Raw genomic sequence first — 24,331 nt, forward strand, 5'->3', positions numbered from 1 at the left:
ACAACACAGGAATAACAAAAATGACACATCCGTTGCTTGAAGCCTTGCAGGTCAACGAGGCGCAATTTATTGCCCTGCGTCGCCAGTTCCACCAGCAGCCGGAGATCGGCTTTGAAGAACATCAAACCAGCAATGAGGTCGCTCGACTGCTTGGCGAGTGGGGATACGAGGTTCACCGCGGCCTGGCGGGCACCGGAGTGGTGGGCACGCTGCGCGTCGGCCACGGAAAAAAACGCCTCGGCCTGCGGGCGGATATGGATGCGCTGCCGATGCAGGAGCGGAGCGGGAAGCCGTGGGCAAGCCAGGTTGACGGGCGTTTCCACGGCTGCGGCCATGACGGGCACACCACCACGCTGCTCTACGCGGCTGAATATCTGGCGCGCACCCGCCAGTTTACCGGGACGCTGCAGCTGATTTTCCAGCCCGCGGAAGAGTTGTTGTACGGCGGGCGAGTGATGGTCGAGGACGGTCTGTTTGACCAGTTCCCCTGCGATGCCATCTTCGGCTTGCACAATATGCCGGGTCAGCCGCTGGGCAAGATCGGCCTGCGCGACGGGGCGATGATGGCCTCCTCCGATACGCTGCATATTGAGGTGAAAGGCGTTGGCGGCCACGGCGCGGTACCGGAGCATACCGTGGATGCCACGCTGGTCGCCTGCCATATCACCCTCGCGCTGCAGTCGATCGTCTCGCGGAATATCACCCCGTTCGAACCGGCGGTGGTCACCGTCGGCAGCATCCAGGCCGGACACGCGCCCAATATCATTAACGATCACGTGCTGATGAAGCTCACGGTGCGCACCCTCAATGAGCAGGTGCGCGAGACCGTGCTGCAGCGGATCCATGATATCGCCGTGGCTCAGGCGGAGAGCTTCAACGCCACGGCCACGCTGACGCACGTCAACGGCAGCCCGGTATTGCGTAACGATCCGGCGGCCAACGCGATGGTGCGGGAGGTGGCGACATCGCTGTTTGGCGCAGAGCAGGTGGGCGAGGTGAAGCCGTTTATGGGCAGTGAAGATTTTGCCTTCATGCTGGAACAGCACTCGCATGGCAGCTATTTCACCATCGGCGCCGGCGATGAGCCGGATCGCTGCATGGTCCATAACCCGGGCTATGACTTCAACGACGCGCTGTTGCTGACCGGGGCGGCGCTGTGGTGCGGTCTGGCGGAACACTATCTGCGTTAATCACCGGAAACAGGAGGGCCATGCGATGAGCACTGTCACCGTGAGCGACACCCCCTTTGTCGGCAGCGATCGCCTGCTGGTGGGGATTGTGCTAAGCGTTTTAACCTTCTGGCTGTTTGCCCAGTCGGTGATTAACGTGGTGCCGGCGATGAAAAGCAGTCTTGATATCTCCCTTGAAACCTTAACCCTGGCCGTCAGTCTCAGCGCGCTGTTCAGCGGCTGTTTCGTGGTCGCCAGCGGCGGCCTGGCGGACAAGTTTGGCCGGATGCGGATGACCACCCTCGGACTGGGGCTGAGCATCGTCGGCAGCGCCATGCTGGTGGTTGCTCAGGGGCCGGGGCTGTTCCTGGCCGGCCGGGTGCTACAGGGGCTGTCGGCGGCGTGCATTATGCCGGCGACGCTGGCGCTGATTAAGACCTGGTATGAGGGGCGTGCGCGGCAGCGGGCGGTCAGCTTCTGGGTCATCGGCTCGTGGGGCGGCAGCGGTCTCTGTTCCTTCGTTGGCGGAGCCATCGCCACCGGGCTCGGCTGGCGCTGGATCTTCGTCTTCTCCATTGCCGTCGCTCTGCTGGCGCTGTTTTTGCTGCGCGGCACGCCGGAGAGCCGCAGCACCAGCGCCAGCCAGCATAAGCTGGACGTCGGCGGTCTGCTGAGCCTGATTGCCGCGCTGGTGCTGGTGAATTTGTTTATCAGCAAGGGCCATGGCTGGGGATGGAGCAGTCCGCTGTCGTTGACCATGCTGGTCGGGGCGCTGGCGGCGGGGGCGGTATTTATCCGCAACGGCATGCGCAAAGGCGAGGCGGCGCTGATTGATTTTGCGCTGTTTCGTAACCGGGCCTACGGCGCGGCAGTGCTGTCGAACTTTCTGCTCAATGGGGCGATTGGCACCATGATGATCGCCAGCATTTGGCTGCAGCAGGGGCACCACCTGACGCCGCTGGAGAGCGGGATGATGACCCTCGGCTATCTGGTGACCGTCCTGGCGATGATCCGGGTGGGCGAGAAGCTGCTGCAGCGCTATGGCGCCCGGCTGCCGATGATGGCCGGGCCGGTGCTGACCGCCATTGCCATCGGCCTGATATCCTGCACTTTTCTCGATAAGGCGCTGTATATCGGGGTGGTGTTCGCCAGCAACGTGCTGTTTGGCCTCGGGCTGGGCTGCTACGCCACACCCTCAACGGATACGGCGGTGGCCAACGCGCCGGAGAACAAAATCGGCGTCGCCTCGGGGATCTACAAGATGGGCAGCTCGCTGGGCGGGGCGATGGGTATTGCCGTGACGGCGTCACTTTTCGCGCTGTTTTTGCCGCTGGGCATGGCCCATGCCGCCCAGTATGCCCTGTGGTTCAACGCCGTCTTATGCCTGGGGGCGATGGCGGTGAGCGCGCTGCTGCTGCCGCGCGCCTCTCACAGCTGATGTTTTTTCAGCAGCGCGCGGAGCTGGTGATAGGTTAACCCCAGCAGCTCCGCCGCCTGCTTCTGATGATACTTCGCCTGCTGCAGACTCCGCTGCAGCAGGCGTTTTTCCTGCTGGAGCTGAAAATCGCGCAGATCCAGCGGCAGGGCGGGCAGCTCGTCCCCGGACGCGGCCTCCGGCACGGAGGCGGCGGTCTGACGGAAAGGGTTGAGGATAATGGCGTCCAGCTCGTGCTCGCTGTCGCCGTGGCGATAGACCGAGCGCTCAACGACATTCTTCAGTTCACGAATATTCCCCGGCCAGCGGTAGCCGAGCAGCGTTGCGGTGGCACGTTCGCTGAAGCCGGGAAACAGCGGCAAACCGAGCTCGCGGCACATCTGAATGGCAAACTGGTTGGCGAGCAGCATGATGTCGCTCTGCCGTTCACGTAGCGGCGGAAGCTGCACCACGTCGAAGGCCAGACGGTCGAGCAGGTCGGCGCGAAAATGGCCTTCCTCCACCATCCGCGGCAGGTCAGCGTTGGTGGCGCACACCAGCCGGACGTTGACCTGCAGCGGCTGGCTGCCGCCCACGCGCTCCAGCTCGCCATATTCAATCACTCTTAACAGCTTCTCCTGCACCAGCATCGGCGCCGTCGCCAGCTCATCAAGAAATAACGTCCCGCCGTCGGCGCGCTCGAAGCGCCCGGGATGGCGCTTGCTGGCCCCGGTGAAGGCCCCGGCTTCGTGGCCGAATAGTTCCGAATCGAGCAAATTGTCGTTCAGCGCCGCGCAGTTCAGCGAGATAAACGGCCCCTGCCAGCGGCTGGAGAGGTAGTGGAGACGGTTAGCGATAAGCTCTTTCCCGGTGCCGCGCTCGCCGATGACCAGCACCGGCTTATCCAGCGGGGCCAGCCGGGAAACCTGTTCCAGCACCTCGAGAAAGCTGTTGGCCTCGCCCAGCAGATTATCCTTGTACTGCGCCATGATGAATTTCGCCATTAAGTAGTGTGATTAACCAGGTGACTGTAGCAATGCCCTGCACAATTCGCAACCACTCTGTTTAAAATCAATAAGATAAAAAGTTGGCACGTCATTTGTATAAGCTAAGCCACAGGTGAATGCCTGAAACCAGAACTATGAGGATTGAAATTATGGGTATTTTTTCTCGTTTTGCCGACATCGTGAACGCCAACATCAACTCCCTGCTGGAGAAAGCGGAGGACCCGCAAAAGCTGGTGCGTCTGATGATCCAGGAGATGGAAGACACGCTGGTGGAAGTGCGTTCCACGTCGGCCCGCGCGCTGGCGGAAAAGAAACAGCTGACCCGTCGTATTGAGCAGGCGGTCGCCCAGCAGGCGGAATGGCAGGAAAAAGCCGAGCTGGCGCTGCGTAAAGAGAAAGAGGATCTGGCCCGGGCGGCGCTGATCGAAAAGCAGAAGCTGACCGACCTTATCGCTCAACTTGATCATGAAGTGCAGCTGGTGGATGAAACGCTGGCGCGCATGAAGAAAGAGATTGGCGAGCTGGAGAACAAACTCAGCGAAACCCGCGCTCGTCAGCAGGCGCTGGCGCTGCGCCATCAGGCGGCGAGTTCGTCCCGCGATGTGCGTCGCCAGCTGGACAGCGGTAAACTGGATGAGGCGATGGCCCGCTTTGAATCCTTTGAGCGTCGCATTGATCAGATGGAAGCGGAAGCGGAGAGCCACCGCTTTGGCAAGCAGCAGACGCTGGATCAGCAGTTTGCCGAACTGAAAGCGGACGATGAAATCAGCGAGCAGCTGGCGGCGTTGAAAGCCAAAATGAATCAGTCCAACCAGTAAGTATGATTGCGCGGCGCGGCGTTGCGCCGCGGCTCACCCCCTGTAAGGAGTACACATGAGCATGCTTTTTCTCGCCATTCCGCTGACGCTGTTTGTGCTGTTTGTTCTGCCGGTCTGGCTGTGGCTGCACTACAACAATCGCGGCGCCAACGGCAGTATGACGCAAAATGAGCAGCAACGGCTGCTGCAGTTGACCGATGACGCGAAGCGGATGCGCGAACGTATTCAGGCGCTGGAAGCGATCCTGGATGCTGAACATCCGAACTGGAGAGACAAATAATGGCCGGACTGGATCTGAATAAAAAACTGTGGCGTATCCCGCAGCGCGGGATGGTGAAGGGCGTTTGCGCGGGCATTGCTCAGCATCTTGATGTCCCGGTGAAGCTGGTGCGTCTGATTACCGTGCTGGCGATGATTTTCGGCCTCTTTTTCTTTGTCCTGGTGGCCTACATCATTTTGACTTTTGCTCTGGATCCGATGCCGGACAGTGAACTGTACGGTCACAAGGCGCCGAGCAATGGCGATCTGCTGGCCGCCGTGGATGCCGAACTGGCCTCCGGTGAACAGCGCCTGCGTGAAATGGAGCGGTATGTGACCTCCGACACCTTTACGCTGCGCAGCCGCTTTCGCCAGCTGTAAATCCTGTTTTTAACGAGTGAGGCAACGCATGAATAGCAAATGGCAACGCGCCGGGCAGCAGGTGAAGCCCGGTCTGAAAATCGTCGGTAAGCTGGCGCTGCTGACCGCGCTGCGTTACGGCCCGGCGGGCGTTGCCGGCTGGGCGGTCAAATCGGTCGCGCGTCGGCCGCTGAAAATGCTGCTGGCGGTGGCGCTGGAGCCGCTGCTCAGCCGGCTGGCCAACCGCGTCACGCGCGGGATGAAATAATGCCGCCGTGGGGAAGGCGCAAAAGGATTAACGTTGTCCTGCTTATCCCCGGCAGATAGCTTATGATGACGAGACATACCTTCAGGGCATAACGGACTGGCGATGAAGCGACTGAAAACTGAATTGAATGCGCTGGTCAACCGCGGGGTTGACCGGCATTTACGTCTGGCGGTGACCGGCCTGAGCCGGAGCGGTAAAACGGCGTTTATCACCGCGCTGGTCAATCAACTATTGAATATCCACACGGGCGCCCGCCTGCCCCTGCTGAGCGCCGCACGCGAAGAGCGGCTGCTCGGCGTCAAGCGCGTGCCGCAGCGGGACTTTGGCATTCCCCGATTCACCTACGACGAAGGGCTGGCCCAGCTGTACGGCCAGCCCCCCATGTGGCCAACCCCGACGCGCGGGGTGAGCGAGATCCGTCTCGCGCTGCGCTACCGTTCGAATGACTCCCTGCTGCGCCATTTTAAAGATACCTCCACGCTGTATCTGGAGATCGTCGACTATCCGGGCGAGTGGCTGCTCGACCTGCCGATGCTGGCACAGGATTATCTGAGCTGGTCACGACAGATGACCGGGCTCCTGCAGGGACAGCGTGCGGAGTGGTCGGCCCGCTGGCGGCAGCTGTGCGCCGGGCTGGATCCGCTGGCCCCTGCCGATGAGGCCCGTCTGGCAGATATCGCTGCCGCCTGGACGGACTATCTGCACGCCTGTAAGCGCGAAGGGCTGCACTTTATCCAGCCCGGGCGCTTTGTCCTGCCCGGTGAAATGGCGGGTGCGCCGGCGCTGCAGTTTTTCCCGTGGCCCGACGTCGACGCCATCGGCGAAGCCAAGCTGGCGCAGGCCGATAAACACAGCAACGCCGGCATGCTGCGCGAACGCTACAAATACTATTGCGAAAGGGTGGTGAAGGGGTTCTACAAAGAGCACTTCCTGCGCTTCGACCGGCAGATTGTGCTGGTGGACTGTCTGCAGCCGCTCAACAGCGGGCCGCAGGCTTTTAACGATATGCGTCTGGCATTGACCCAACTGATGCAAAGTTTCCATTACGGGCAGCGCACCTTGTTCCGCCGGTTGTTTTCGCCGGTTATCGACAAGCTGCTGTTTGCCGCCACCAAAGCTGACCACGTCACGGTCGATCAGCACAGCAATATGGTGTCGCTCCTGCAGCAACTGATTCAGGACGCGTGGCAGAACGCCGCCTTTGAGGGGATCAGTATGGATTGCCTGGGGCTGGCGTCCATTCAGGCGACCCAGAGCGGGCTGATTGAGGTGAATGGCGAGAAAATTCCCGCCCTGCGCGGCGATCGGCTGAGCGACGGCCAGCCGTTGACCATCTATCCCGGCGAGGTGCCGGCGCGTCTGCCGGGCCAGGCCTTCTGGCAGCAGCAGGGATTTCAGTTTGAAAACTTTCGTCCGCAGGTCATGGATGTCGATCGGCCTTTACCGCACATTCGCCTCGACGCGGCGCTGGAATTTTTGATTGGAGATAAACTGCGATGAGCGAACCGTTAAAACCGCGGATTGATTTTGATGGTCCGCTGCAAGCGGAAAAAATTCCGCCGCTGAAAAGCGCGCGCGCCTTCGACACCCTGGAGGCCGACAACTTCGCGCCAGCGCGGCTGGTGACCGGCGAAGAGGAAGAGGGGGCGGCGGAAGCGGTGGTGGAGTCGGTCCTGCGACCCAAACGCAGCCTGTGGCGGCGGATGGTCAGCGCCGGACTGGCGATCTTCGGCGTCAGCGTCGTGGCGCAAGGCGTGCAGTGGACGGCTAACGCCTGGCAGACCCAGGACTGGATTGCGCTGGGCGGCTGCGTCGCCGGGGCGCTGATCGTCGGGGCCGGCGTCGGATCGGTGGCCACCGAGTGGCGCCGTCTGTGGCGACTGCGCCAGCGCGCCCACGAACGCGATGAAGCGCGCGATATGCTGCACAGTCACGCGGTCGGCAAAGCGAAAGCCTTTTGTGAGAAGCTGGCGCAGCAGGCCGGGCTGGATCAATCGCATCCGGCGCTGCAGCGCTGGTATGCCGCGATCCACGAAACGCAAAGCGATCGCGAAGTGGTGAGCCTTTATGCGCAGCTGGTGCAGCCGGTGCTCGATGCCCAGGCGCGGCGGGAAATCAGCCGTTCGGCGGCGGAGTCGACGCTGATGATTGCCGTCAGCCCGCTGGCGCTGGTGGATATGGCGTTTATCGCCTGGCGTAACCTGCGGCTGATCAACCGAATTGCCACGTTGTACGGCATTGAGCTCGGGTATTACAGTCGTCTGCGACTGTTTCGCCTGGTGTTGCTGAATATCGCTTTCGCTGGCGCCAGCGAACTGGTGCGCGAGGTGGGGATGGACTGGATGTCGCAGGATCTGGCGGCCCGGCTGTCGGCGCGCGCCGCACAGGGCATCGGTGCCGGACTGCTGACCGCCCGCCTCGGGATCAAGGCGATGGAGCTGTGCCGCCCGCTACCGTGGATTGCCGATGATAAACCGCGGCTCGGCGATTTTCGTCGCGAGCTGATTGGGCAGCTGAAAGAGACCCTGCAGAAAAGCAAAACCAGTCCGGAGAAGTAACCTCCGCTCAGAGACATTGCCGGGCGGCGGCTTCGCCTTGCCCGGCCTACCGGGCAGGTTGGATCCCGGCTCGCCCAGGCGTTCATTTAACCACTGACCGCCTGACTTTACGGCACAACGCCCATTTTTCCGCCATGCTGTCAATAATTGTTGACAGTTAGCTTCCCGAAAACTCATTCCTGTCCTATTATTCTCCCGTCATTGGCACTTTTAGGGTGAACACTCCCATGCGTCTTGAAGTCTTTTGTGAAGACCGTCTCGGTCTGACTCGTGAATTGCTCGATTTGCTGGTGCTGCGCGGCATTGATCTACGTGGTATCGATATTGACCCTATAGGCCGAATTTACCTCAATTTTGCCGAACTGGAGTTCGCCACGTTCAGCAGCCTGATGGCAGAGATCCGCCGTATCGCCGGCGTGACAGACGTGCGCACCGTGCCGTGGATGCCGTCTGAGCGTGAACACCTGGCGCTCAGCGCGCTGCTGGTGGCGATGCCGGAGCCGGTGCTGTCGCTGGATACCAAAGGCAGGGTGGAACTGGCCAACCCCGCCAGCTGCCTGCTGTTTGGCCAAAGCCAGGCGAAGCTGCGCAACCATCCGGTGGCCCAGTTGATCGCCGATTTTAACGTTCAGCGCTGGCTGGAGAGCAGCCCGCAGGAGACGCATGCGGAGCATGTGGTGGTGAATGGACAGAACTATCTGCTGGAAGTGACCCCGGTCTATCTGGAAGGGGAGCATAACGAACGGGTGCTGACCGGCGCCGTAGCGATGCTGCGCTCAACCGTGCGCATGGGACGCCAGCTGCAGACCATGACCAGCCAGGACACCAGCGCCTTCAGCCAGATCCTCGCGGTGGGGCCGAAAATGCGCCACGTGGTGGAGCAAGCGCGCAAGCTGGCGATGCTCAGCGCGCCGCTGCTGATTGTCGGCGACACCGGCACCGGCAAAGATCTGCTGGCCCATGCCTGCCATCTGGCCAGTCCGCGGGCGGGCAAACCTTATCTGGCGCTCAACTGCGGCTCCATTCCCGAGGACGCGGTCGAGAGCGAGCTGTTTGGCGACGCGCTGCAGGGCAAGAAGGGCTTCTTCGAGCAGGCCAACGGCGGCTCGGTGCTGCTGGATGAAATTGGCGAGATGTCGCCGCGAATGCAGACCAAGCTGCTGCGCTTCCTCAACGACGGCACCTTCCGCCGCGTTGGCGAGGATCATGAAGTGCACGTCGATGTGCGGGTGATCTGCGCGACGCAGAAAAACCTGGTCGAACTGGTGCAGAAAGGGCTGTTCCGCGAAGATCTCTACTATCGCCTCAACGTCCTGACGCTCTATCTGCCGCCGCTGCGCGACTGCCCGCAGGACATTATGCCGCTGACGGAGCTGTTCGTGGCCCGCTTTGCTGATGAGCAGGGCGTCCCGCGGCCGAAGCTCTCCGCCGATCTCAGTACGGTGCTCACCCGCTACAGCTGGCCCGGCAACGTTCGCCAGTTGAAGAATGCCGTCTATCGCGCACTGACCCAGCTGGAGGGATTTGAGCTGCGCCCACAGGACATTCTGCTGCCGGACCATGACGTCGCGTCGCTGCCGGTGGGCGAGGAGGCGATGGAAGGGTCGCTGGACGACATCACCCGACGCTTTGAGCGCTCGGTGCTGACCCAGCTCTATCGCAGCTACCCCAGCACCCGTAAGCTGGCGAAGCGGCTGGGGGTGTCGCATACCGCCATCGCCAATAAACTGCGTGAATATGGTCTGAGTCAGAAAAAGGGCGACGAATAATCCCGCCAGGCCGGCGACCCACGTCGCCGGCATTCGGCCTGCAAAGCGGGCCAAACCTGTATATACTGGTTTTTTAATCCTTTTTCCGGGGTGGTGCATCTTGGCGTCGCGTCGCGCGATCGGGCACTGGCTGACATTGCTGCTGCTCTCTGTTCTCTTTTCCTCGCTGCTGTTACGCCTTCATTTGCCGGCAGCGCTACTGTTGGGGCCGCTGATCGCCGGTCTCATTTTGAGCCTGCGCGGGGTGAAGCTGAGCATCCCTCGTCCCTGTTATCTGGCGGCGCAGGCCATCGTCGGCTGCATGATCGCCCGGGCGATTAATCCCTCTGTTTTTGGCGTGCTGTTCAACAACTGGGCGCTGGTGCTGGCGATCCTGTTGACCACCCTGGCGATTAGCGGCCTCACCGGCTGGTTGCTGGTTCGCTACAGCGCGCTGCCGGGCGCCACCGGCGCCTGGGGAAGCTCTCCCGGCGGCGCGTCGGCAATGGTGGTGATGGCCCAGGAGTACGGGGCCGATGTGCGGCTGGTGGCGCTGATGCAGTATCTGCGGGTGCTGTTTGTCGTCGGCGCGGCGGCGCTGGTGGTGCGCTATGCGTTGGGCAATGAAGCGCAGGAAATGACTCAGGATATTGTCTGGTTTCCATCGTTGACCCTGAATTTCCCTTTCACGCTGCTGCTGACGGCGCTAGCCTGTTGGCTGGGCATGCGGCTGCGCATCCCCTCCGGGGCCATGCTGTTGCCGATGCTGCTCGGCGCGCTGGTCCAGGGCAGCGGCTGGATGATGCTGGAGCTGCCGGAGTGGCTGCTGGCGATGGCCTATGCGGTGCTGGGCTGGACGGTGGGGCTGCAGTTTAATAAAGCCATTTTTCTGCTGGCGCTGAAGACGCTGCCGCAGATTATCGCCTCTATTCTTGGGCTGATCCTGATGTGCGCCCTGATGGCCCTTGCCCTGACCCACATTCTGCAGATGGACTTTATGACCGCCTATCTGGCCACCAGCCCTGGCGGCCTGGACACGGTGGCGATTATCGCCGCCGGCACCCGGGCGGATATGTCGTTCATTATGGCGCTACAGACGTTGCGGCTGTTTACCATTTTACTGACCGGCCCGGCGATGGCGCGGGCTATCTCCCGCTATGCGCCACGGCAATAAAAAAGCCCCCGCAGAGCGGGGGCTGAGTACATAGATTGTCCGCGGGCGTGATGCGCCCGGGCACTCTGTTATCAGGCTTTCAGGGCGGCCAGCGCGGCGTCGTAGTCCGGCTCTTCGGTGATTTCATTCACCAGCTGGCTGTAGACGACCTGATCATTTTCATCGATAACGACCACGGCGCGAGCGGCCAGGCCAGCCAGCGGACCGGCGGCGATGGCGACACCGTAGTCAGCGAGGAACGACGCACCGCGCAGCGTGGAAAGGGTCACCACGTTGCTCAGGCCTTCCGCGCCGCAGAAGCGGGACTGGGCGAACGGCAGGTCAGCGGAAATGCACAGCACCACAGTGTTGTCCAGTTCAGCGGCCAGCTGGTTGAATTTACGCACTGATGCGGCACACACGCCGGTATCAATGCTCGGGAAAATATTCAGTACTTTACGTTTGCCGGCGTACTGGCTCAGCGCGACGTCAGAGAGATCTTTGGCGACCAGCGTAAACGGCTGCGCTTTAGCGCCTGCCTGCGGAATGGTGCCCTGAACAGAAACGGGGTTGCCCTGGAAATGCACGGTTTGTGACATGGTTATCTTCCTGTTTACATATAGTTAACGTCACGAGTAGTGTATGACATCCGCCAGCTAGACGGCAAACCCTATTTAACATTGACCAGAGAGGACAAGGGAATGCGCAACGTGCGAGTGTATGAGGAAGCCTGGCCGCTACATACCCCTTTTGTGATCGCCCGCGGCAGCCGCAGCGAGGCAAAAGTGGTGGTGGTGGAACTGGAGGAGGACGGTGTGAAAGGGGTGGGCGAATGCACGCCTTATCCCCGCTATGGCGAGAGCATCGCTTCGGTCATGGCCCAGGTGATGGCGATCGGCGAGCAGCTGGAAGCGGGCCTCACCCGCGAACAGCTGCAGCGGCTGCTGCCGGCAGGCGCCGCGCGCAATGCCGTTGACTGCGCGCTGTGGGATCTGCAGGCGCGGCGCGAAGGCAAAACCTTGTCCCAGTTGCTGGGCGTGGCGTTGCCCAACCGGGTGATCACCGCCCAAACGGTGGTCATTGGTACGGCGGATCAGATGGCGGCCAGCGCCGCGGCGCTGTGGCAGAAAGGTGCCCAGCTGTTGAAAGTGAAGCTTGACGACCGGCTGATCAGCGAGCGGTTAATCGCTATCCGTCAGGCGGCGCCGGAGGCTACGCTGATTGTCGACGCCAATGAATCCTGGCACAGCGAGGGGCTGGCGGCGCGCTGTCAGCTGCTGGCGGACCTCGGCGTGGCGATGCTCGAGCAGCCGCTCCCGGCTGACGCCGATGCGGCGCTGGAAAACTTCGTTCATCCGTTACCGATTTGCGCCGACGAGAGCTGCCATACCCGGGAGAGCCTGCCGCGGCTGCGCGGGCGCTATGAGATGGTCAATATCAAACTGGATAAAACGGGCGGTCTGACCGAAGCGCTGGCTCTGGCCGGAGAGGCGGAACGGCAGGGATTTGAACGGATGCTGGGCTGTATGCTCTGTACCTCGCGCGGGATCGCCGCCGCGCTCCCTCTGGCGCCGCTGGCGCGCTTCGCCGACCTCGACGGCCCGTCATGGCTGGCGGTGGACGTTGAGCCGGCGCTGCGGTTCAGCACCGGCGTGCTTCATCTTTAAGCCTGCCAGCGCAGCAGATTGGTCATCGCCGGCAGGTAACGCTCCGTTGCCTCGTCGGCGGAGACCGGTGGGAACTCGGCGGTGATGCAGGGGAGCCCGATATCCGCGCACCAGCTGCCAAAGGAGCCCGGCGTGTCGTAGCCCACGCTGCCCACCAGCGGCAGGGAGAAGGCGTCGGCCAGCCAGTGCCCCAGCGGGCTGTGGCCCGGGTCTTCGATACAGGCCAGCGGATCGTGAAAGGAGACCACCCACGCCGGATGGATCTGGTGGATCAACTGACACAGGGCCTGGGTCTCCCGCTCCGAACCTGGCTGCTCGCCGGTCAACAGCACCACGTCGCGTTCCTCTGCCGCGCTGTTCCAGCGATAAACCGTTTCCCCTTGTTTCCAGTTAGCGGCCGGAAAGTTACGGTTGAGGTCAACGCCGCGGGCGTTGGCACGTAGCCCGAGCTGGCAGCCGTCAGGATTGACCGTCAGCACCACGTGGTGGCGGCGCAGCTCGGGTTTCAGAGTGCGCAGGGCGCAGGAGAGGGTCACAATCGACGAATTTTCATCACCGTGGGTGCCGGCAATAATCAGGCCGCTACGGCTGTCGGCCTGCGGCGCAGGAAACCACAGCAGCGGCGCGCCCAGTTCCGAGCTGCCGTACTGCCGGGTTCCCGGCGGAAAGTCGCCGCGCTGGGGGCGAGGGCGTGAAATAGACATAGGGCTTCCTGTGTGTCGTTATTATTCAGTGTTGGCGAAAAGCGTGTCGGGATCAAACCCATTCCCTGAGGCGTGAAATCCGACGACACATCAATTTTCTATCATATGTCGTTTGCAATTTCAGGTGATGAAACAAATAATTATCGCTCTGTTGGCGGTATTTTTTTCATTTTAAAGGGGATCTTATGAAGTATCCTGTCGCTTTGACATGCGGCGCGCTGTGGTTAGCCAGCGTATCTTCTTTAGCCTGGGCGGCGGACGTACCGCCGGGCACGGTACTGGCGGAAAAACAGCTGTTAGTACGCCATATCAAAGATGAACCCGCCTCGTTAGATCCCGCCAAAGCGGTGGGCCTGCCGGAAATCCAGGTGATCCGCGATCTGTTTGAAGGTTTAGTCAATCAGGATGCGAAAGGCAACCTGGTTCCAGGCGTGGCGACCCGCTGGCAGAGCAACGATAACCGTGTCTGGACCTTTACCCTGCGCGATGACGCGCGCTGGTCCGACGGCACGCCGGTTACCGCCGCGGATTTCGTCTATAGCTGGCAGCGTCTGGTGGATCCGAAAACCACTTCGCCGTTCGCCTGGTTCGCGGCGCTGGCGGGGATCGCCAACGCGCAGAACATTATCGACGGCAAAGCCGCGCCGGAGACCCTGGGGGTTACCGCCGTCGACGCCCACACTCTGCGGGTGCAGCTGGATAAACCACTGCCGTGGTTCAGCAACCTGACCGCCAGCTTTGCCTTCTACCCGGTACAGAAGGCGAATGTCGACAGCGGCGCGAACTGGACGCGGCCCGGCAGCCTGGTGGGCAACGGCGCCTATGTTCTGAAAGATCGCGTGGTCAATGAAAAGCTGGTGGTGGTGCCGAACACGCACTACTGGGATAACGCCAAAACGGTGATCCAGCAGGTCACCTTTGTGCCGATCAACCAGGAGTCCGCCGCCACCAAGCGCTATCTCGCTGGCGATATCGATATCACCGAATCTTTCCCGAAAAATATGTATCAGAAACTGCTGAAGGATATTCCGGGGCAGGTATATACCCCGCCGCAGCTGGGTACCTACTATTACGCTTTCAATAACCAAAAGGGGCCGACGGCGGACGAGCGGGTGCGACTGGCGCTGAGCATGACCATCGATCGCCGGGTGATGGCGGAGAAAGTACTGGGAACCGGGGAAAAACCGGCCTGGCGTTTCACGCCGGACGTGACGGCGGGCTTCACCCCCCAGCCGTCGCAGTTTGAGAGTATGAGTCAGGCCGAACTTAATGCCCAGGCGAAAGCCCTGCTGGCTGCCGCCGGCTATGGCCCGAATCGTCCGCTGAAGCTGACGCTGCTGTATAACACCTCTGAGAATCACCAGAAGATTGCCATCGCGGTGGCGTCGATGTGGAAGAAAAACCTCGGCGTGGAAGTGAAGTTGCAAAACCAGGAGTGGAAAACCTATATCGACAGCCGTAACACCGGCAATTTCGACGTGATCCGCGCTTCGTGGGTAGGGGACTACAACGAGCCGTCCACCTTCCTGTCGCTGCTGACCTCCACCCACAGCGGAAATATCTCGCGCTTTAACGATCCGGCGTACGACAAAATCCTCGCCCAGGCGGCGGTGGAGAATTCGGCCAAAGCGCGTAACGACGATTACAACGCGGCGGAGAAGATCATTATGGTCAAAGCGCCGATTGCGCCGATCTACCAGTACACTAACGGCCGGCTGATTAAGCCGTGGCTGAAAGGCTACCCGATCACCAACCCGGAAGATGTGGCCTACAGTCGTACCATGTATATCGTGAAACACTAACCGGTCGTGGTTGCCTGACAATGTCAGGCAACCCTTGCTACGCCGGTAGCGAAAAGCCCATCAGGTCTGCCGAAGAGGAGTAATACCGAGCCGTTTCCTCCTCCATCACGCTCGTAAGCAGTTCGTTAACCTTTATCTTATGTCCGGGCAAATTTCGCCGCGCTTTGGCAATAATTTCCCCATCGCTAAGCGGCCGCTCGGCGCTGCCCAGGGGTTTGTAGCGTTCCTGCACTGCACATTCGCCACGGCTGTTTGTGACCACAACGCGCGCGCCAGGCTGGCGTGCCGGACCGTTCATTCGTTGTGTAAATTCAGGTGTGACAGTGGCCGTGACTTTATCCGCCAGCGCCAGCAAGGCTGGGTTTTGCATATTGTCTTCAGTATACCAGTCGGCACCCGGCGCCAGGCCAGCGGCGATCGCTGCCAGCGTCCACGGCAGGCTGAACTGCGCGTCGGTCACCGTTTGCGGCCGATAGTCCATCATATCATTGACCAGGCGGGGGAAGCTTTGTACCTCAATGGTGCGGAGATCCGCAACAGACCAGCCGGTCTGCTGCATGATGCCCTCCATGCATTCCAGCGCGCAGGCCAGCCAGCGGCAGGCGGGATATCGCTTAAAGCTACCGTAGCCAGCGTACCAGTGACTGCCGAGCTCATCGGTCAACCTGTCTGGCGCGAACTGGTCGGAGCCAATCATCCGCCAGAAACCCTGTTCGCCATCGAGTACATCAAGGCTGCCGCTGAGGCCTTGCTGCGCCATTATCACCGCCTGCACGGCGGCTTGCGCGGCGGGCGCCACGGCATCTTTGAGCGACAACAGCGGCCGTTGTCGCCAGTTATACTGGTGCAGGCTGGGGAGCGGTGTTAACGCGGCGGCCAGGCCCACCGCGTGATGTAATTGCTCAGGGTTTAACCCCAACAACCGACCGGCCACCACGGCTGCGCCGATGGATTGATGCTGCGCCACGCCGTAGACCTGGCTGAAGCGTTCTGCCGAAGGCTGGATGGCGTGGATGAGCCGGTTATTCACCTCGAAACCGGCCGCCAGGGTGGTAATCAGCACGTCCTGAGCTACCGGCTCAGGATTGAGGTCAAGCGCAACCATCGCGGCGGCAACCAGTGTGGCCCCCGGATGGCCGAGCCCTTTGCCGTCGATCTCCACACCGTCATCGTGATCCAGGCCGTTTATCATGGCGGCGTTCGCGAACGCGGCCGCCAATGGGCTGAAACCGGACTCACCGAAAACGCTACAGTGACCGTTTCCACCAAATAGCCGGGAGGCGCGTATCATCGGTTCGCTGACCCGGTGGCCACTGGCCGCCCAACCGCAGGCGAGGGCATCCAGTAAATGCAGTCGAATTTTGCGCCGAAGGGGAGCCGGGATAGCTGGCGCAGATAAGGTACTGGCAAAATTGACCAGCTGGCGTGTTGCGGAAATAGTCATGGTTACTCAACGTTTGAAGTAGCGGCTGCGGATCCGGCGCTCGGCATAGCTTGCCAGCAGTGACAGCGGAAGAATGGTGGCGACGAAAAACAGCGCCACAAAAGTCAGTGTCTCCAGAGGGCGGAAGGTGGCGGTACTCAGCCGTTGCCCTTGATAGAGGATCTCACCCGTTGCGATATAACTCGCCAGCACGGAATTCTTAACCGACATCACGCACTGGCTGACAAACGCCGGTAAAATTCGCAAAAAGGCTACCGGCGCGGTAATGCGAACTAATACTTTCAGCGGTGACATCCCCACCGACAGGCCCGCTTCGACCAGACCATGATCGACCGATTGCATACCAGAACGAAATATTTCAGCGAAAAATACGCTGCCATATAACGAGATGGCGAGGACACAGGTCAGATACGAGGAGAGGGTCAGGCCGAACAAAATGGGCAGACAGTAGTAGGCCCAGACAATCAGCACCAGAGGGGGGATTGAACGCACAATCTCAATCAACCCCTGGGTGGGTAAGCGGATGACCGCCCTGGACGCGCCGCGCAACGGGGCCAGCAGCGCTCCGCCAAGAATGCTTAACGTGACTGAGGCCAGCACAATTTTAAAGGTGGTCAATATCCCTTCCAGCAAAACCGCGTGATATTGCCACAGTATTGAGAAATCCCAGTGATAAGACATTAGCGCAGCTCCTCTGCCGTTACGCCGGACAGCGTCATAAAGCGTCGGATAGGGGCATCGGGCGGCCGTGACCAGATCTCCTGAGGGGATGCTTCTTCCACCAGTTTGCCATTATCCATCAACAGCAGCCGACTACATACCTGCAGGGCAAAACGCATTTCATGGGTAACCACCAGCATGGTGGTGCCGCTGGCCGCCAGTTCGGAAATAACGGACAACACCTCCCCGACAGATTCCGGATCGAGTGCGGAAGTCGGTTCGTCAAACAGGATCACTTGCGGCGCCATGGCCAGGGCGCGGGCGATAGATACCCGCTGCTGCTGACCGCCTGAAAGTTGAACCGGGAAGTCTCCGGCTTTTTCTTGCAGGCCCATACGCGTGAGCAGCGCCATGGCTTTTTCGATGGCTTTTTTACGCGGCAAGCCCAGGACCTGTACCGGACCTTCAATAATATTCTGCAATACACTGCGGTGTGGCCACAGATTAAAGTGCTGGAATACCATTGTCATTGAGGCACGCTGGCGCGCTAATGTGCGCTGTGTGACCTGTTTTCTCTGCGCGCCGTGAAAGCCTATTTCTTCCTCACCCAGCCAAATATGCCCACTATCCGGGACTTCAAGCATGTTCAGGCAACGCAGCAGCGTGGATTTACCCGCGCCGCTGCGGCCAATGATGCCAATCACCTCCGAGGGACGAACCGCGAAAGAAACATCATCTATAATTTTATTACCTGAAAATGATTTGCTAAGCGCTTCAATTTTCAGTAACGGTAATAATGATTGTGGGTTCATCAGAGTTATTTCGCTGGGTGAGTATATTTCTGCCATATTTTTTTCAGCGTGCCGTCTTTATCCAGCTGTTCGAGCCGTCCATTCAGCCACGCCTGTAATTCCGGTCGTTCTTTACGCAGGCCCATATTGGTTGCCTGTTCTTTGATCGGCTGTGGAATAATCATTGTGCCCTGATGACGCTTTTGAATATATTGCGCCATCTGGATATCGTTAGTGACGATGGCATCCGCGCGGCCGCTCTCCATCTGGAGCTGCATGTTGTCGCTATCGGGAACGATAATCCACTGGGCTTTGTCCAGTTGAGGCTGCAGCAGCGTGACGGCTGCCGAGCCATCAATCGCGCTGAGCCTGGTCTGCGAAGTGTTGATGGTGTCCCAGCGCTGATATTTCTGCGTCTCTTTTTCCAGAGTCAAGACGCCCATCTGGTGCGAGCCCATAGGGCGGGTAAAGTCGACGGCTTTGGCCCTTTCTGGCGTATTATTAAAACCACCTAAAATATCGAAGCGGTTGGACTGTAAACCCGCGACGGCGGTGCCCCATTGCGTATCAACGTATTCAATCTTGATATCGGTGTTTTTAAATATCGCCTGCACAACATCCGGAACCAGCCCGGTCCACTGGTTGGTCAGCAGATCTTTCTGATACCACGGCGGTGCGTTGACCGCACCGACGCGGATCACATGGTCTGGCAGAATCGTATTGATTTCTTCCCCGGCCTGAGCAGGAGACTGGGCTAAGAACATCCCCGGTATAAGCAACAATATCGACATGAAGCGTGACGTGAAAAATTTCATTTTATGCCCTCTGGTGAATATAATTATGGATTCTATAACCCTGAGTGCATATTTTTTAAATGCATAATCAGCATATCGTTATCAGGAAAATGGCAATGACACCCAAGCAACTCGAGGTCTTTATCAGTATCGTTCAGCTAGGTTCAGTGACAGCGGCAGCGGCGCAGCTGGCCATGTCGCAGCCTTCGGTGAGTAAAAGCCTGGCGCTTATCGAGCAGCAGATGGGGTTCAGCCTGTTTGAGCGCTATCAAGGGAAGATGCAGCCAACCGCGGAAGCCAGAGCGCTGTATAAAGAGGCGCTGCGCGTGCATCAGGACCGGCTTCGTTTTGAGCGTTTTGTTGATCACATCCGCCAGTATCGCGTTGGTCAGTTGCGGGTCTGTGCCACGCCTGCGCTGGCGCTGAATATATTGCCGCTGGCGGTGGCGCGTTTTCGGCAGACCTTTCCCGATTATGGTGTGGTGGCGGATATGTGTCTCAACAATGAAATTGAGACGGCGGTTGAAGAAGGGCGTTACGATCTCGGTTTTCTGGTGAAACCCGGCTACGAACCAGAGGAGAACCCGTTGGCCATCTGCCGGGGTGAAATGGTGTGTGTGCTGCCCGGGCAGCATCCGCTGGCGCAGCAGACGGAAATCCATTGGCAGGATATCCCGACACGCGACCTGGTGTATATCACGACCGACGCGCGGCTGGTTGCCATGATTGCCGAAGAGGTGCCGGCGTTCCGCCAGCGCCAGGTGGCGGCGGTAGAAACCAACCGCTACAGCATGGCGATTAATCTTGTCAGACACGGCAACAACAGTATGACTATTGTTGACAGTTTTTCTCTACAGGGCGTCGACACCAGCGGTCTGGCGGTGCGGCCGTTCCGTCATGCGTTGCCGGTGTCTGTCGTGGCGGTGACGGATGGACATAGCACCCTGTCGCAGCCGGGCGAAGTGTTTGCGAAAGTGATGACGGAATTAATGGCTGAAACGTGAGATCAGCGTGAGGCTCTGTGGCTGGCCGCTCATGCAGGTTCATCACTATTCTGCAACGCGAACTTTCACCCCAGTCACGGTGCGCTAATCCACCGGGAGTGGTGTCTGTGGTTTACCGCCAGGCCGCCTTCCAGTACTTTTGTTGAATAGTAGAGGGAAGGGAGCGGATCGATGCATCTGGATTTTCGCCAGTTACGCAATTTTGTAGCGCTAGTGGAGTACGGCAGTTTTAATCGTGCGGCGGAGGCGGTTTGCCTGTCGCAATCGGCGTTTAGCCGCAGCATTCAGGCGCTGGAGCAGAGTGTCGGTCATCCTTTATTCGACCGCCAGAGCAAGCTACCGACGCTCACGCTGCACGGGCAAAAGCTGCTGCCTTATGCGCGCCGTTTTCAGGAACTCAACATTGAGCTTAGTAGCCAGCTGCGTGAGGCGGACGATGCGCAAAATGGCGAGGTCGCTTTTGGCTGCGGCCCGGCTCCCGGCGCGAGGCTGATTCCGGCGGCCATCGGAGAGTTTCATCGTCTTTTGCCGCAGGCGAGGGTGCGTTTTCACATTGATAACTGGCTTGCTCTGCATCAGGCGCTTACCTCCCAGCACTATCCTTTTGTGGTCGCCGATAGCTGGCAGGCCGAGCTTGACCCGCAGTTACGCGTGCAGCCGCTTAGCCCACAACGCTGTTTCTTTGTCTGCCATGCCGAACATCCGCTGGCAAAACAGGGGACGATCTCGATTCAGGAGATGTTGCGCTACCCTTTTGCCGCCCCCTATTTGCCGCCGGGGGTACGCAAGGTACTGGCAACCCTCAGCCAGCAACAGGACTTTACGCCCGCGATCCAGTGCGACCATATTTACGCGCTGCTTTCCACTCTGGCGCAAACCCACGCGATAAGCTTCGCCAGCGAGGACGGCTTCGCGTTGTGCCAGCACAGCCATCGGCTGGTGAAACTGGAACTTAGCGATCTGCCAGATGAGTGGCGGCTAATGCAGACCCGGTTTGCCATTATCTCCCCGGTTCACGCGATTCAGCCGCCGCTGGTTGAGAGGCTGATTGAGATTATCCTCCACACCGACCGTCAGCATCAGCTTCAGCTGCTGGCGCAGGAGGAGGGGGATTAACCGGCGTTTTTCGCCTCACCTTTGGCATCGTACGGTGGCCAGCGGTTTTCCAGTTGCTGCGTTTTCAGCGCCTGCTCGACAAACTGGCCGTCCACCCACTGCTTAACGTCAAAAGCGCTGCGGATCAGACGACCCGATTTAGCCTGCTCGACGCTACTGCTGAAGCTGTCGGTCAGGAACGGATCAATACGCGGTGAGGTGGTAAAGTTCAGATCCTGTGGCTGCAGCGCTTCCAGAAATAACGCCTTGGGGATCTGGCTTTGCTGCGCCATCTCGGCAGACCAGGCGTCTCGATTCGCCGGATCGCTGATTTCAGCGGCATTCTTCACCAGCACATTAACGATCTGCTGAGTCGCCTGCGGCCAGGTCTCGATAAACGTCTGCGTGCCGAGGAACCCCGCCTGAGTGGTGTTCTGGCGGCCTGAATCGCCGCTTTTAACCACCACATCAATTTTGTCGCCGCGTAGCGCCAGCAGGGAGACGCCTCCCCATACCGCATCGACGCGACCGGCCGCCAGCGCCGCTTTACCCGCGTTCCAGTCAAGGTTGATGACCTGCAAACTGCGCTCATTGAGGCCGGCGGTTTGCAGCGCCCGGTCAAAGGCCAGCTGGTCCGCCGTACCGCGATAGACCGCCACCCGTTTGCCTTTCAGGTCGGCCAGCGTTTTAATACCCGAGGCTTTGGTTACCGCGAGCCAGGATTCCGAGCCGCGGCTGCCCAGAAGCAGGCGTGTCGGCAGACCATTGGCCTTACCGATAATCGCCGCCAGATCGCCGAGGTAAACAAAATCAAGCTGTCGGTTGGCTAACGCTTCATTCACCGCCGGGCCTGCCCCCTTGAAAAACTGCCACTGTACTTCCACACCCTGCGGTTTAAACACCTCTTCCAGCTGATGGCGGATAAACGCCATGCCGACCGGCCCCTCAATAAAAGGTTGACTGCCGGCGCTCTGATCCGGCACGCCGATGCGAATGGTTCGTAGCGTCTCGGCTTGGGCGTTTACCGCCAGACCGATGACCGCGACCAATGCCATCAAGCTGCGGCTAAAAAATGCTTTCATCATAACGTATTGCTCCCTTGAGTTTTTTTCTCACCCTAAAGAGCCGGCGGGCCGTGTGTTAAATGCTTTTATTCGCCAAGCATGGGTGAAAAAAAGCTAAATCAGACGCCGCGTGCTCGCCAGGCTGAAATGCATTCGATGCATCGGGATTATTCGCCTTACGCAATAGCGGGGCAGCGTGAGTCACGTTTTCATAGCGGCATCACTTTCCGATGAGTGGACCGATATGTCGCAGATGATCTTAAGAACCGATGCCCCTGGCAGGCCGTGTTTCCGGCTTAACGGCTGGCCGTGGCTGCTGCCAGCGCTACTGTTGTTGCTGTGGTACATCGCCGCCCGCGAGGGATGGATGCCCGCGCAAATTTTGCCCGCCCCGTCGGTGGTTGCCGATACCGCATTGTCGCTGCTGAGCGGCGATCTGCTGGCGCAGTGGGGATTTAGTCTCCAGCATCTGGCGCTTGGCCTGCTGCTGGGCGCCATCGCCGGCACGCTGCTCGGGGCGCTGTTTGGCCTGGTGCCAGCGGCCGCGCAGCGGGTGGAACCGCTGTTCTACGCGCTGGCGCAAATTCCGACGCTCGGTTGGATCCCGCTATTGATGGTGCTGTTCGGGATTGATAACGGCCTCAAGCTGGCGGTTATCGTGAAAACCACTGTGGTGCCGATGACCATCAACACTCAGCAGGCGGTAGCCAGCGTGCCGCAGACCCTGAGCGAAGCCGGCAGGGTGATGAACTTCTCCCGCTGGCAGCGGCTGCGCTGGCTGGTGATCCCGGCAAGCCTGCCGGGCTGGTTTACCGGTCTGCGTCTGGCGCTTTCGCAGGCCTGGGTATCGCTTATCGTTGTCGAGCTGTTGGCTTCTTCCGAAGGTATTGGCTACCTGATGGTCTGGGGCCGCCAGCTGTTTCAACTGGATATCGTCTTTGTCACCATCGCGGTGGTTGGCCTGAGCGGCATGCTGATGGAGTGGGCGGCGAATCGGGCCTGTTCCCGACTGGTGTTCTGGCCGCAGCCAGCCGCCGGACGCCTGGCGTGGAAACCGCAGGCCAGCTGGTGGGCGTTACCGCTGCCGATAGTCCTGCTGGCGCTGTGGCAGCTGGCCAGCCAGTGGGGCTGGATTGATAGCGGATTATTCTCTTCGCCGCTGGCGGTGGCGGCACGTTTTGTTCAGGGGATCCTGAACGGAGAGCTGAGCGCCGCGATGCTGGCCAGTCTGGGGAGAGCGGTTGTCGGCGGCGCGCTGGGGATTGCCGGCGGTTTGCTCTGCGGACTGCTGCTGGCGCTGCGCCCACGCGCCGGACAAATTTTTACCCCCACGCTTAACGTGCTGCGCCATATTGCTCTGTTTGCCTGGCTGCCGCTGCTGACGGCATGGGTGGGTAACGATAACGGCGGCAAAATCGTCTTTATCGCGCTGGCGTCGTTCTTTCCTATGTTCTTCAGCGCTCTGCAGGCGGTGCTTCAGCGAAACCCGCAACTCGATGAAGTCGCCAGGGTGCTGCGGCTGGGCGAATTCGCACGCCTGCGCCGGGTCATTCTTCCCGGTGCCGCGCCTGGGATCTTTGCCGGTCTGCGGCTGGCGCTGATTTACGCCTGGCTTGGCAATATCGGCGCGGAATATTTCATGTCCTCCGGCGTCGGGATCGGCAGCCTGATGATCAATGCCCAGCAGCTGCTGGATATGCCCACTATTCTCTGCGGCATGGTGCTGGTCGGTATCACCGGCGCGGCGCTGGATAAAGCCGGACGTTTACTGGAAATGCGCGCCACCCGCTGGCGTCAACAGGAGCAGTTATGACCTCTTCAACTCTGGTCTCTTTTCGCCACGTGCGTAAATCCTGGCAACAGGTGACGGCGCTACAGAATTTCAACCTGGATATCGCCGCCGGTGAACTGGTCGCGCTGGTGGGCAGCAGCGGCTGCGGTAAATCGACGCTGCTACGGATGCTGGTGGGCCTTGAGTCTGCCACCCAGGGGGATATTTGTATTAACGGCGAGCCGGTCACCGGCGTGGGCAAAGAGCGCGGCATTGTGTTTCAGGAGCCGCGCCTGTTCCCGTGGCTTAACGTGCTCGACAACGTGATGCTCGGTCTGGCGGATGAAAAGCTCACCCGGGCGACGAAGCGCCAGCGGGCACTGGAGATGCTGGCGCGCGTGCAGCTCAGCGAGTTCGCCAGCGCGCTGCCCGCGCAGCTTTCCGGCGGCATGGCCCAGCGGGTGGCTATTGCCCGCGGTCTGGTGGCCCGCCCGCAGATCCTGATGCTCGATGAGCCTTTCGGCGCGCTGGATGCCCTGACGCGTCACACCCTGCAGCAGGAACTTTTACAGATCCACCAAAGCGCGGGAACCACCACGTTACTGGTGACGCACGATGTGGAAGAGGCCGTCGCCCTGGCCGATCGCGTCGTCGTGCTCTCCCCGCGTCCGGGGCGGATACGAGAAATCGTGAACCTGGCGCTGCCTCATCCGCGCCAGCGTGATGATGACTCGTTTACCGCCGCCTGCCGCCACATTCGCAACCTGATTACTTCTGTCTGA

Annotated in this window: 25 protein-coding genes; 17 read left to right on the forward strand and 8 right to left on the reverse strand. The window is 60.1% G+C overall.

Annotated elements, in window-relative coordinates:
- The first annotated feature begins 20 nt into the window (after positions 1-20).
- The gene (locus tag N438_RS09615) at positions 21-1,190 is read left to right on the forward strand and encodes a M20 aminoacylase family protein (RefSeq protein WP_116696253.1); all 1,170 of its coding nucleotides are present in this window, start codon (positions 21-23) and stop codon (positions 1,188-1,190) included.
- Between the two features lie 25 nt (positions 1,191-1,215).
- Positions 1,216-2,607 (forward strand): MFS transporter, encoded by a 1,392-nt coding sequence (locus N438_RS09620; RefSeq protein WP_023340004.1) that lies wholly within the window; start codon positions 1,216-1,218, stop codon positions 2,605-2,607.
- Here the strand turns inward: N438_RS09620 and pspF are convergent.
- On the reverse strand, positions 2,598-3,587 hold the full coding sequence (gene pspF, locus N438_RS09625; RefSeq protein ID WP_008805234.1) for a phage shock protein operon transcriptional activator: 990 nt from the start codon (positions 3,585-3,587) through the stop codon (positions 2,598-2,600). The two genes, N438_RS09620 and pspF, sit on opposite strands and share 10 nt — an antisense overlap.
- A 152-nt stretch (positions 3,588-3,739) precedes the next feature.
- Here pspF and pspA point away from each other — a divergent pair, with 152 nt between their 5' ends.
- From pspA to N438_RS09665, 8 genes are all read left to right on the forward strand, one after another.
- The gene (pspA, locus tag N438_RS09630) at positions 3,740-4,408 is read left to right on the forward strand and encodes a phage shock protein PspA (protein ID WP_004203910.1); all 669 of its coding nucleotides are present in this window, start codon (positions 3,740-3,742) and stop codon (positions 4,406-4,408) included.
- Between the two features lie 55 nt (positions 4,409-4,463).
- Positions 4,464-4,688, forward strand: coding sequence for an envelope stress response membrane protein PspB (pspB, locus tag N438_RS09635; RefSeq protein ID WP_116696254.1), 225 nt, complete (start codon positions 4,464-4,466; stop codon positions 4,686-4,688).
- Complete coding sequence (gene pspC / locus N438_RS09640) at positions 4,688-5,047, forward strand: envelope stress response membrane protein PspC (protein ID WP_004203911.1); 360 nt, start codon at positions 4,688-4,690, stop codon at positions 5,045-5,047. Before pspB ends, pspC begins: the two co-directional genes overlap by 1 nt.
- Positions 5,048-5,075: 28 nt before the next feature.
- On the forward strand, positions 5,076-5,294 hold the full coding sequence (gene pspD / locus N438_RS09645) for a phage shock protein PspD (RefSeq protein ID WP_002901915.1): 219 nt from the start codon (positions 5,076-5,078) through the stop codon (positions 5,292-5,294).
- A gap of 102 nt (positions 5,295-5,396) precedes the next feature.
- On the forward strand, positions 5,397-6,794 hold the full coding sequence (locus N438_RS09650; RefSeq protein WP_008805233.1) for a YcjX family protein: 1,398 nt from the start codon (positions 5,397-5,399) through the stop codon (positions 6,792-6,794).
- Positions 6,791-7,852 carry a YcjF family protein gene (locus N438_RS09655; RefSeq protein ID WP_008805232.1) on the forward strand — a complete coding sequence of 354 codons (1,062 nt, stop codon included), beginning with the start codon at positions 6,791-6,793 and terminating at the stop codon, positions 7,850-7,852. The genes N438_RS09650 and N438_RS09655 overlap by 4 nt, the downstream gene beginning before the upstream one ends.
- Before the next feature lie 227 nt (positions 7,853-8,079).
- On the forward strand, positions 8,080-9,621 hold the full coding sequence (gene tyrR, locus N438_RS09660; RefSeq protein ID WP_012542019.1) for a transcriptional regulator TyrR: 1,542 nt from the start codon (positions 8,080-8,082) through the stop codon (positions 9,619-9,621).
- 100 nt (positions 9,622-9,721) lie between these two features.
- A complete protein-coding gene (locus N438_RS09665) occupies positions 9,722-10,774 on the forward strand; it encodes an AbrB family transcriptional regulator (protein WP_008805230.1) in 1,053 nt (350 codons plus the stop codon).
- 71 nt (positions 10,775-10,845) lie between these two features.
- Here N438_RS09665 and tpx read toward each other — a convergent pair whose 3' ends face one another.
- Positions 10,846-11,352, reverse strand: a complete 507-nt coding sequence (tpx, locus tag N438_RS09670) for a thiol peroxidase (RefSeq protein ID WP_008805229.1) — start codon at positions 11,350-11,352, stop codon at positions 10,846-10,848.
- Positions 11,353-11,454: 102 nt separating this feature from the next.
- On the opposite strand from tpx, the gene ycjG reads away from it, so the two are divergent.
- Positions 11,455-12,420, forward strand: coding sequence for an L-Ala-D/L-Glu epimerase (gene ycjG / locus N438_RS09675; RefSeq protein WP_032735364.1), 966 nt, complete (start codon positions 11,455-11,457; stop codon positions 12,418-12,420).
- On the opposite strand, the gene mpaA is transcribed toward ycjG, so the two are convergent.
- The gene (mpaA, locus tag N438_RS09680; RefSeq protein WP_094285134.1) at positions 12,417-13,124 is read right to left on the reverse strand and encodes a murein tripeptide amidase MpaA; all 708 of its coding nucleotides are present in this window, start codon (positions 13,122-13,124) and stop codon (positions 12,417-12,419) included. The genes ycjG and mpaA overlap by 4 nt on opposite strands.
- Before the next feature lie 72 nt (positions 13,125-13,196).
- On the opposite strand from mpaA, the gene N438_RS27930 reads away from it, so the two are divergent.
- Together N438_RS27930 and N438_RS09685 are read left to right on the forward strand one after the other, a co-directional pair.
- Positions 13,197-13,313, forward strand: a complete 117-nt coding sequence (locus tag N438_RS27930) for a hypothetical protein (protein ID WP_012542015.1) — start codon at positions 13,197-13,199, stop codon at positions 13,311-13,313.
- Positions 13,310-14,926, forward strand: coding sequence for an ABC transporter substrate-binding protein (locus N438_RS09685; protein WP_116696255.1), 1,617 nt, complete (start codon positions 13,310-13,312; stop codon positions 14,924-14,926). The genes N438_RS27930 and N438_RS09685 overlap by 4 nt, the downstream gene beginning before the upstream one ends.
- Before the next feature lie 37 nt (positions 14,927-14,963).
- On the opposite strand, the gene N438_RS09690 is transcribed toward N438_RS09685, so the two are convergent.
- The 4 genes from N438_RS09690 to N438_RS09705 are packed head-to-tail and all read right to left on the reverse strand — an operon-like array spanning position 14,964 to position 18,636.
- The gene (locus N438_RS09690) at positions 14,964-16,370 is read right to left on the reverse strand and encodes an MmgE/PrpD family protein (protein WP_110196089.1); all 1,407 of its coding nucleotides are present in this window, start codon (positions 16,368-16,370) and stop codon (positions 14,964-14,966) included.
- A gap of 6 nt (positions 16,371-16,376) precedes the next feature.
- Complete coding sequence (locus N438_RS09695; RefSeq protein WP_012542012.1) at positions 16,377-17,051, reverse strand: amino acid ABC transporter permease; 675 nt, start codon at positions 17,049-17,051, stop codon at positions 16,377-16,379.
- The gene (locus N438_RS09700) at positions 17,051-17,842 is read right to left on the reverse strand and encodes an amino acid ABC transporter ATP-binding protein (protein ID WP_008805223.1); all 792 of its coding nucleotides are present in this window, start codon (positions 17,840-17,842) and stop codon (positions 17,051-17,053) included. Before N438_RS09700 ends, N438_RS09695 begins: the two co-directional genes overlap by 1 nt.
- Before the next feature lie 5 nt (positions 17,843-17,847).
- Positions 17,848-18,636, reverse strand: a complete 789-nt coding sequence (locus N438_RS09705) for a transporter substrate-binding domain-containing protein (RefSeq protein WP_038422385.1) — start codon at positions 18,634-18,636, stop codon at positions 17,848-17,850.
- Between the two features lie 95 nt (positions 18,637-18,731).
- Between N438_RS09705 and N438_RS09710 the strand changes: the two genes are divergently transcribed.
- Both N438_RS09710 and N438_RS09715 read left to right on the forward strand, forming a co-directional pair.
- Positions 18,732-19,619 carry a LysR family transcriptional regulator gene (locus tag N438_RS09710; RefSeq protein WP_032735372.1) on the forward strand — a complete coding sequence of 296 codons (888 nt, stop codon included), beginning with the start codon at positions 18,732-18,734 and terminating at the stop codon, positions 19,617-19,619.
- 171 nt (positions 19,620-19,790) lie between these two features.
- A complete protein-coding gene (locus N438_RS09715) occupies positions 19,791-20,735 on the forward strand; it encodes a LysR family transcriptional regulator (protein WP_012542009.1) in 945 nt (314 codons plus the stop codon).
- Here N438_RS09715 and N438_RS09720 read toward each other — a convergent pair.
- Positions 20,732-21,799 (reverse strand): ABC transporter substrate-binding protein, encoded by a 1,068-nt coding sequence (locus N438_RS09720; protein ID WP_063106101.1) that lies wholly within the window; start codon positions 21,797-21,799, stop codon positions 20,732-20,734. The genes N438_RS09715 and N438_RS09720 overlap by 4 nt on opposite strands.
- A 223-nt stretch (positions 21,800-22,022) precedes the next feature.
- On the opposite strand from N438_RS09720, the gene N438_RS09725 reads away from it, so the two are divergent.
- Complete coding sequence (locus N438_RS09725) at positions 22,023-23,591, forward strand: ABC transporter permease (RefSeq protein WP_071582728.1); 1,569 nt, start codon at positions 22,023-22,025, stop codon at positions 23,589-23,591.
- Complete coding sequence (locus tag N438_RS09730) at positions 23,588-24,331, forward strand: ABC transporter ATP-binding protein (RefSeq protein ID WP_008805217.1); 744 nt, start codon at positions 23,588-23,590, stop codon at positions 24,329-24,331. The genes N438_RS09725 and N438_RS09730 overlap by 4 nt, the downstream gene beginning before the upstream one ends.

This window comes from Klebsiella sp. GL120222-02 (assembly GCF_003097195.1).
GTDB classification, from domain to species: domain Bacteria; phylum Pseudomonadota; class Gammaproteobacteria; order Enterobacterales; family Enterobacteriaceae; genus Klebsiella; species Klebsiella variicola.

What these genes read in the sequence shown, in the direction of transcription:
- N438_RS09615 (WP_116696253.1), top strand. Translation starts at nt 21, where the DNA reads ATGACACATCCGTTGCTTGAAGCCTTGCAGGTCAACGAGGCGCAATTT.
- N438_RS09620 (WP_023340004.1), top strand. Translation starts at nt 1,216, where the DNA reads ATGAGCACTGTCACCGTGAGCGACACCCCCTTTGTCGGCAGCGATCGC.
- pspF (WP_008805234.1), bottom strand. Translation starts at nt 3,587, where the DNA reads ATGGCGAAATTCATCATGGCGCAGTACAAGGATAATCTGCTGGGCGAG.
- pspA (WP_004203910.1), top strand. Translation starts at nt 3,740, where the DNA reads ATGGGTATTTTTTCTCGTTTTGCCGACATCGTGAACGCCAACATCAAC.
- pspB (WP_116696254.1), top strand. Translation starts at nt 4,464, where the DNA reads ATGAGCATGCTTTTTCTCGCCATTCCGCTGACGCTGTTTGTGCTGTTT.
- pspC (WP_004203911.1), top strand. Translation starts at nt 4,688, where the DNA reads ATGGCCGGACTGGATCTGAATAAAAAACTGTGGCGTATCCCGCAGCGC.
- pspD (WP_002901915.1), top strand. Translation starts at nt 5,076, where the DNA reads ATGAATAGCAAATGGCAACGCGCCGGGCAGCAGGTGAAGCCCGGTCTG.
- N438_RS09650 (WP_008805233.1), top strand. Translation starts at nt 5,397, where the DNA reads ATGAAGCGACTGAAAACTGAATTGAATGCGCTGGTCAACCGCGGGGTT.
- N438_RS09655 (WP_008805232.1), top strand. Translation starts at nt 6,791, where the DNA reads ATGAGCGAACCGTTAAAACCGCGGATTGATTTTGATGGTCCGCTGCAA.
- tyrR (WP_012542019.1), top strand. Translation starts at nt 8,080, where the DNA reads ATGCGTCTTGAAGTCTTTTGTGAAGACCGTCTCGGTCTGACTCGTGAA.
- tpx (WP_008805229.1), bottom strand. Translation starts at nt 11,352, where the DNA reads ATGTCACAAACCGTGCATTTCCAGGGCAACCCCGTTTCTGTTCAGGGC.
- ycjG (WP_032735364.1), top strand. Translation starts at nt 11,455, where the DNA reads ATGCGCAACGTGCGAGTGTATGAGGAAGCCTGGCCGCTACATACCCCT.
- mpaA (WP_094285134.1), bottom strand. Translation starts at nt 13,124, where the DNA reads ATGTCTATTTCACGCCCTCGCCCCCAGCGCGGCGACTTTCCGCCGGGA.
- N438_RS09685 (WP_116696255.1), top strand. Translation starts at nt 13,310, where the DNA reads ATGAAGTATCCTGTCGCTTTGACATGCGGCGCGCTGTGGTTAGCCAGC.
- N438_RS09690 (WP_110196089.1), bottom strand. Translation starts at nt 16,370, where the DNA reads ATGACTATTTCCGCAACACGCCAGCTGGTCAATTTTGCCAGTACCTTA.
- N438_RS09695 (WP_012542012.1), bottom strand. Translation starts at nt 17,051, where the DNA reads ATGTCTTATCACTGGGATTTCTCAATACTGTGGCAATATCACGCGGTT.
- N438_RS09700 (WP_008805223.1), bottom strand. Translation starts at nt 17,842, where the DNA reads ATGAACCCACAATCATTATTACCGTTACTGAAAATTGAAGCGCTTAGC.
- N438_RS09705 (WP_038422385.1), bottom strand. Translation starts at nt 18,636, where the DNA reads ATGAAATTTTTCACGTCACGCTTCATGTCGATATTGTTGCTTATACCG.
- N438_RS09710 (WP_032735372.1), top strand. Translation starts at nt 18,732, where the DNA reads ATGACACCCAAGCAACTCGAGGTCTTTATCAGTATCGTTCAGCTAGGT.
- N438_RS09715 (WP_012542009.1), top strand. Translation starts at nt 19,791, where the DNA reads ATGCATCTGGATTTTCGCCAGTTACGCAATTTTGTAGCGCTAGTGGAG.
- N438_RS09720 (WP_063106101.1), bottom strand. Translation starts at nt 21,799, where the DNA reads ATGATGAAAGCATTTTTTAGCCGCAGCTTGATGGCATTGGTCGCGGTC.
- N438_RS09725 (WP_071582728.1), top strand. Translation starts at nt 22,023, where the DNA reads ATGTCGCAGATGATCTTAAGAACCGATGCCCCTGGCAGGCCGTGTTTC.
- N438_RS09730 (WP_008805217.1), top strand. Translation starts at nt 23,588, where the DNA reads ATGACCTCTTCAACTCTGGTCTCTTTTCGCCACGTGCGTAAATCCTGG.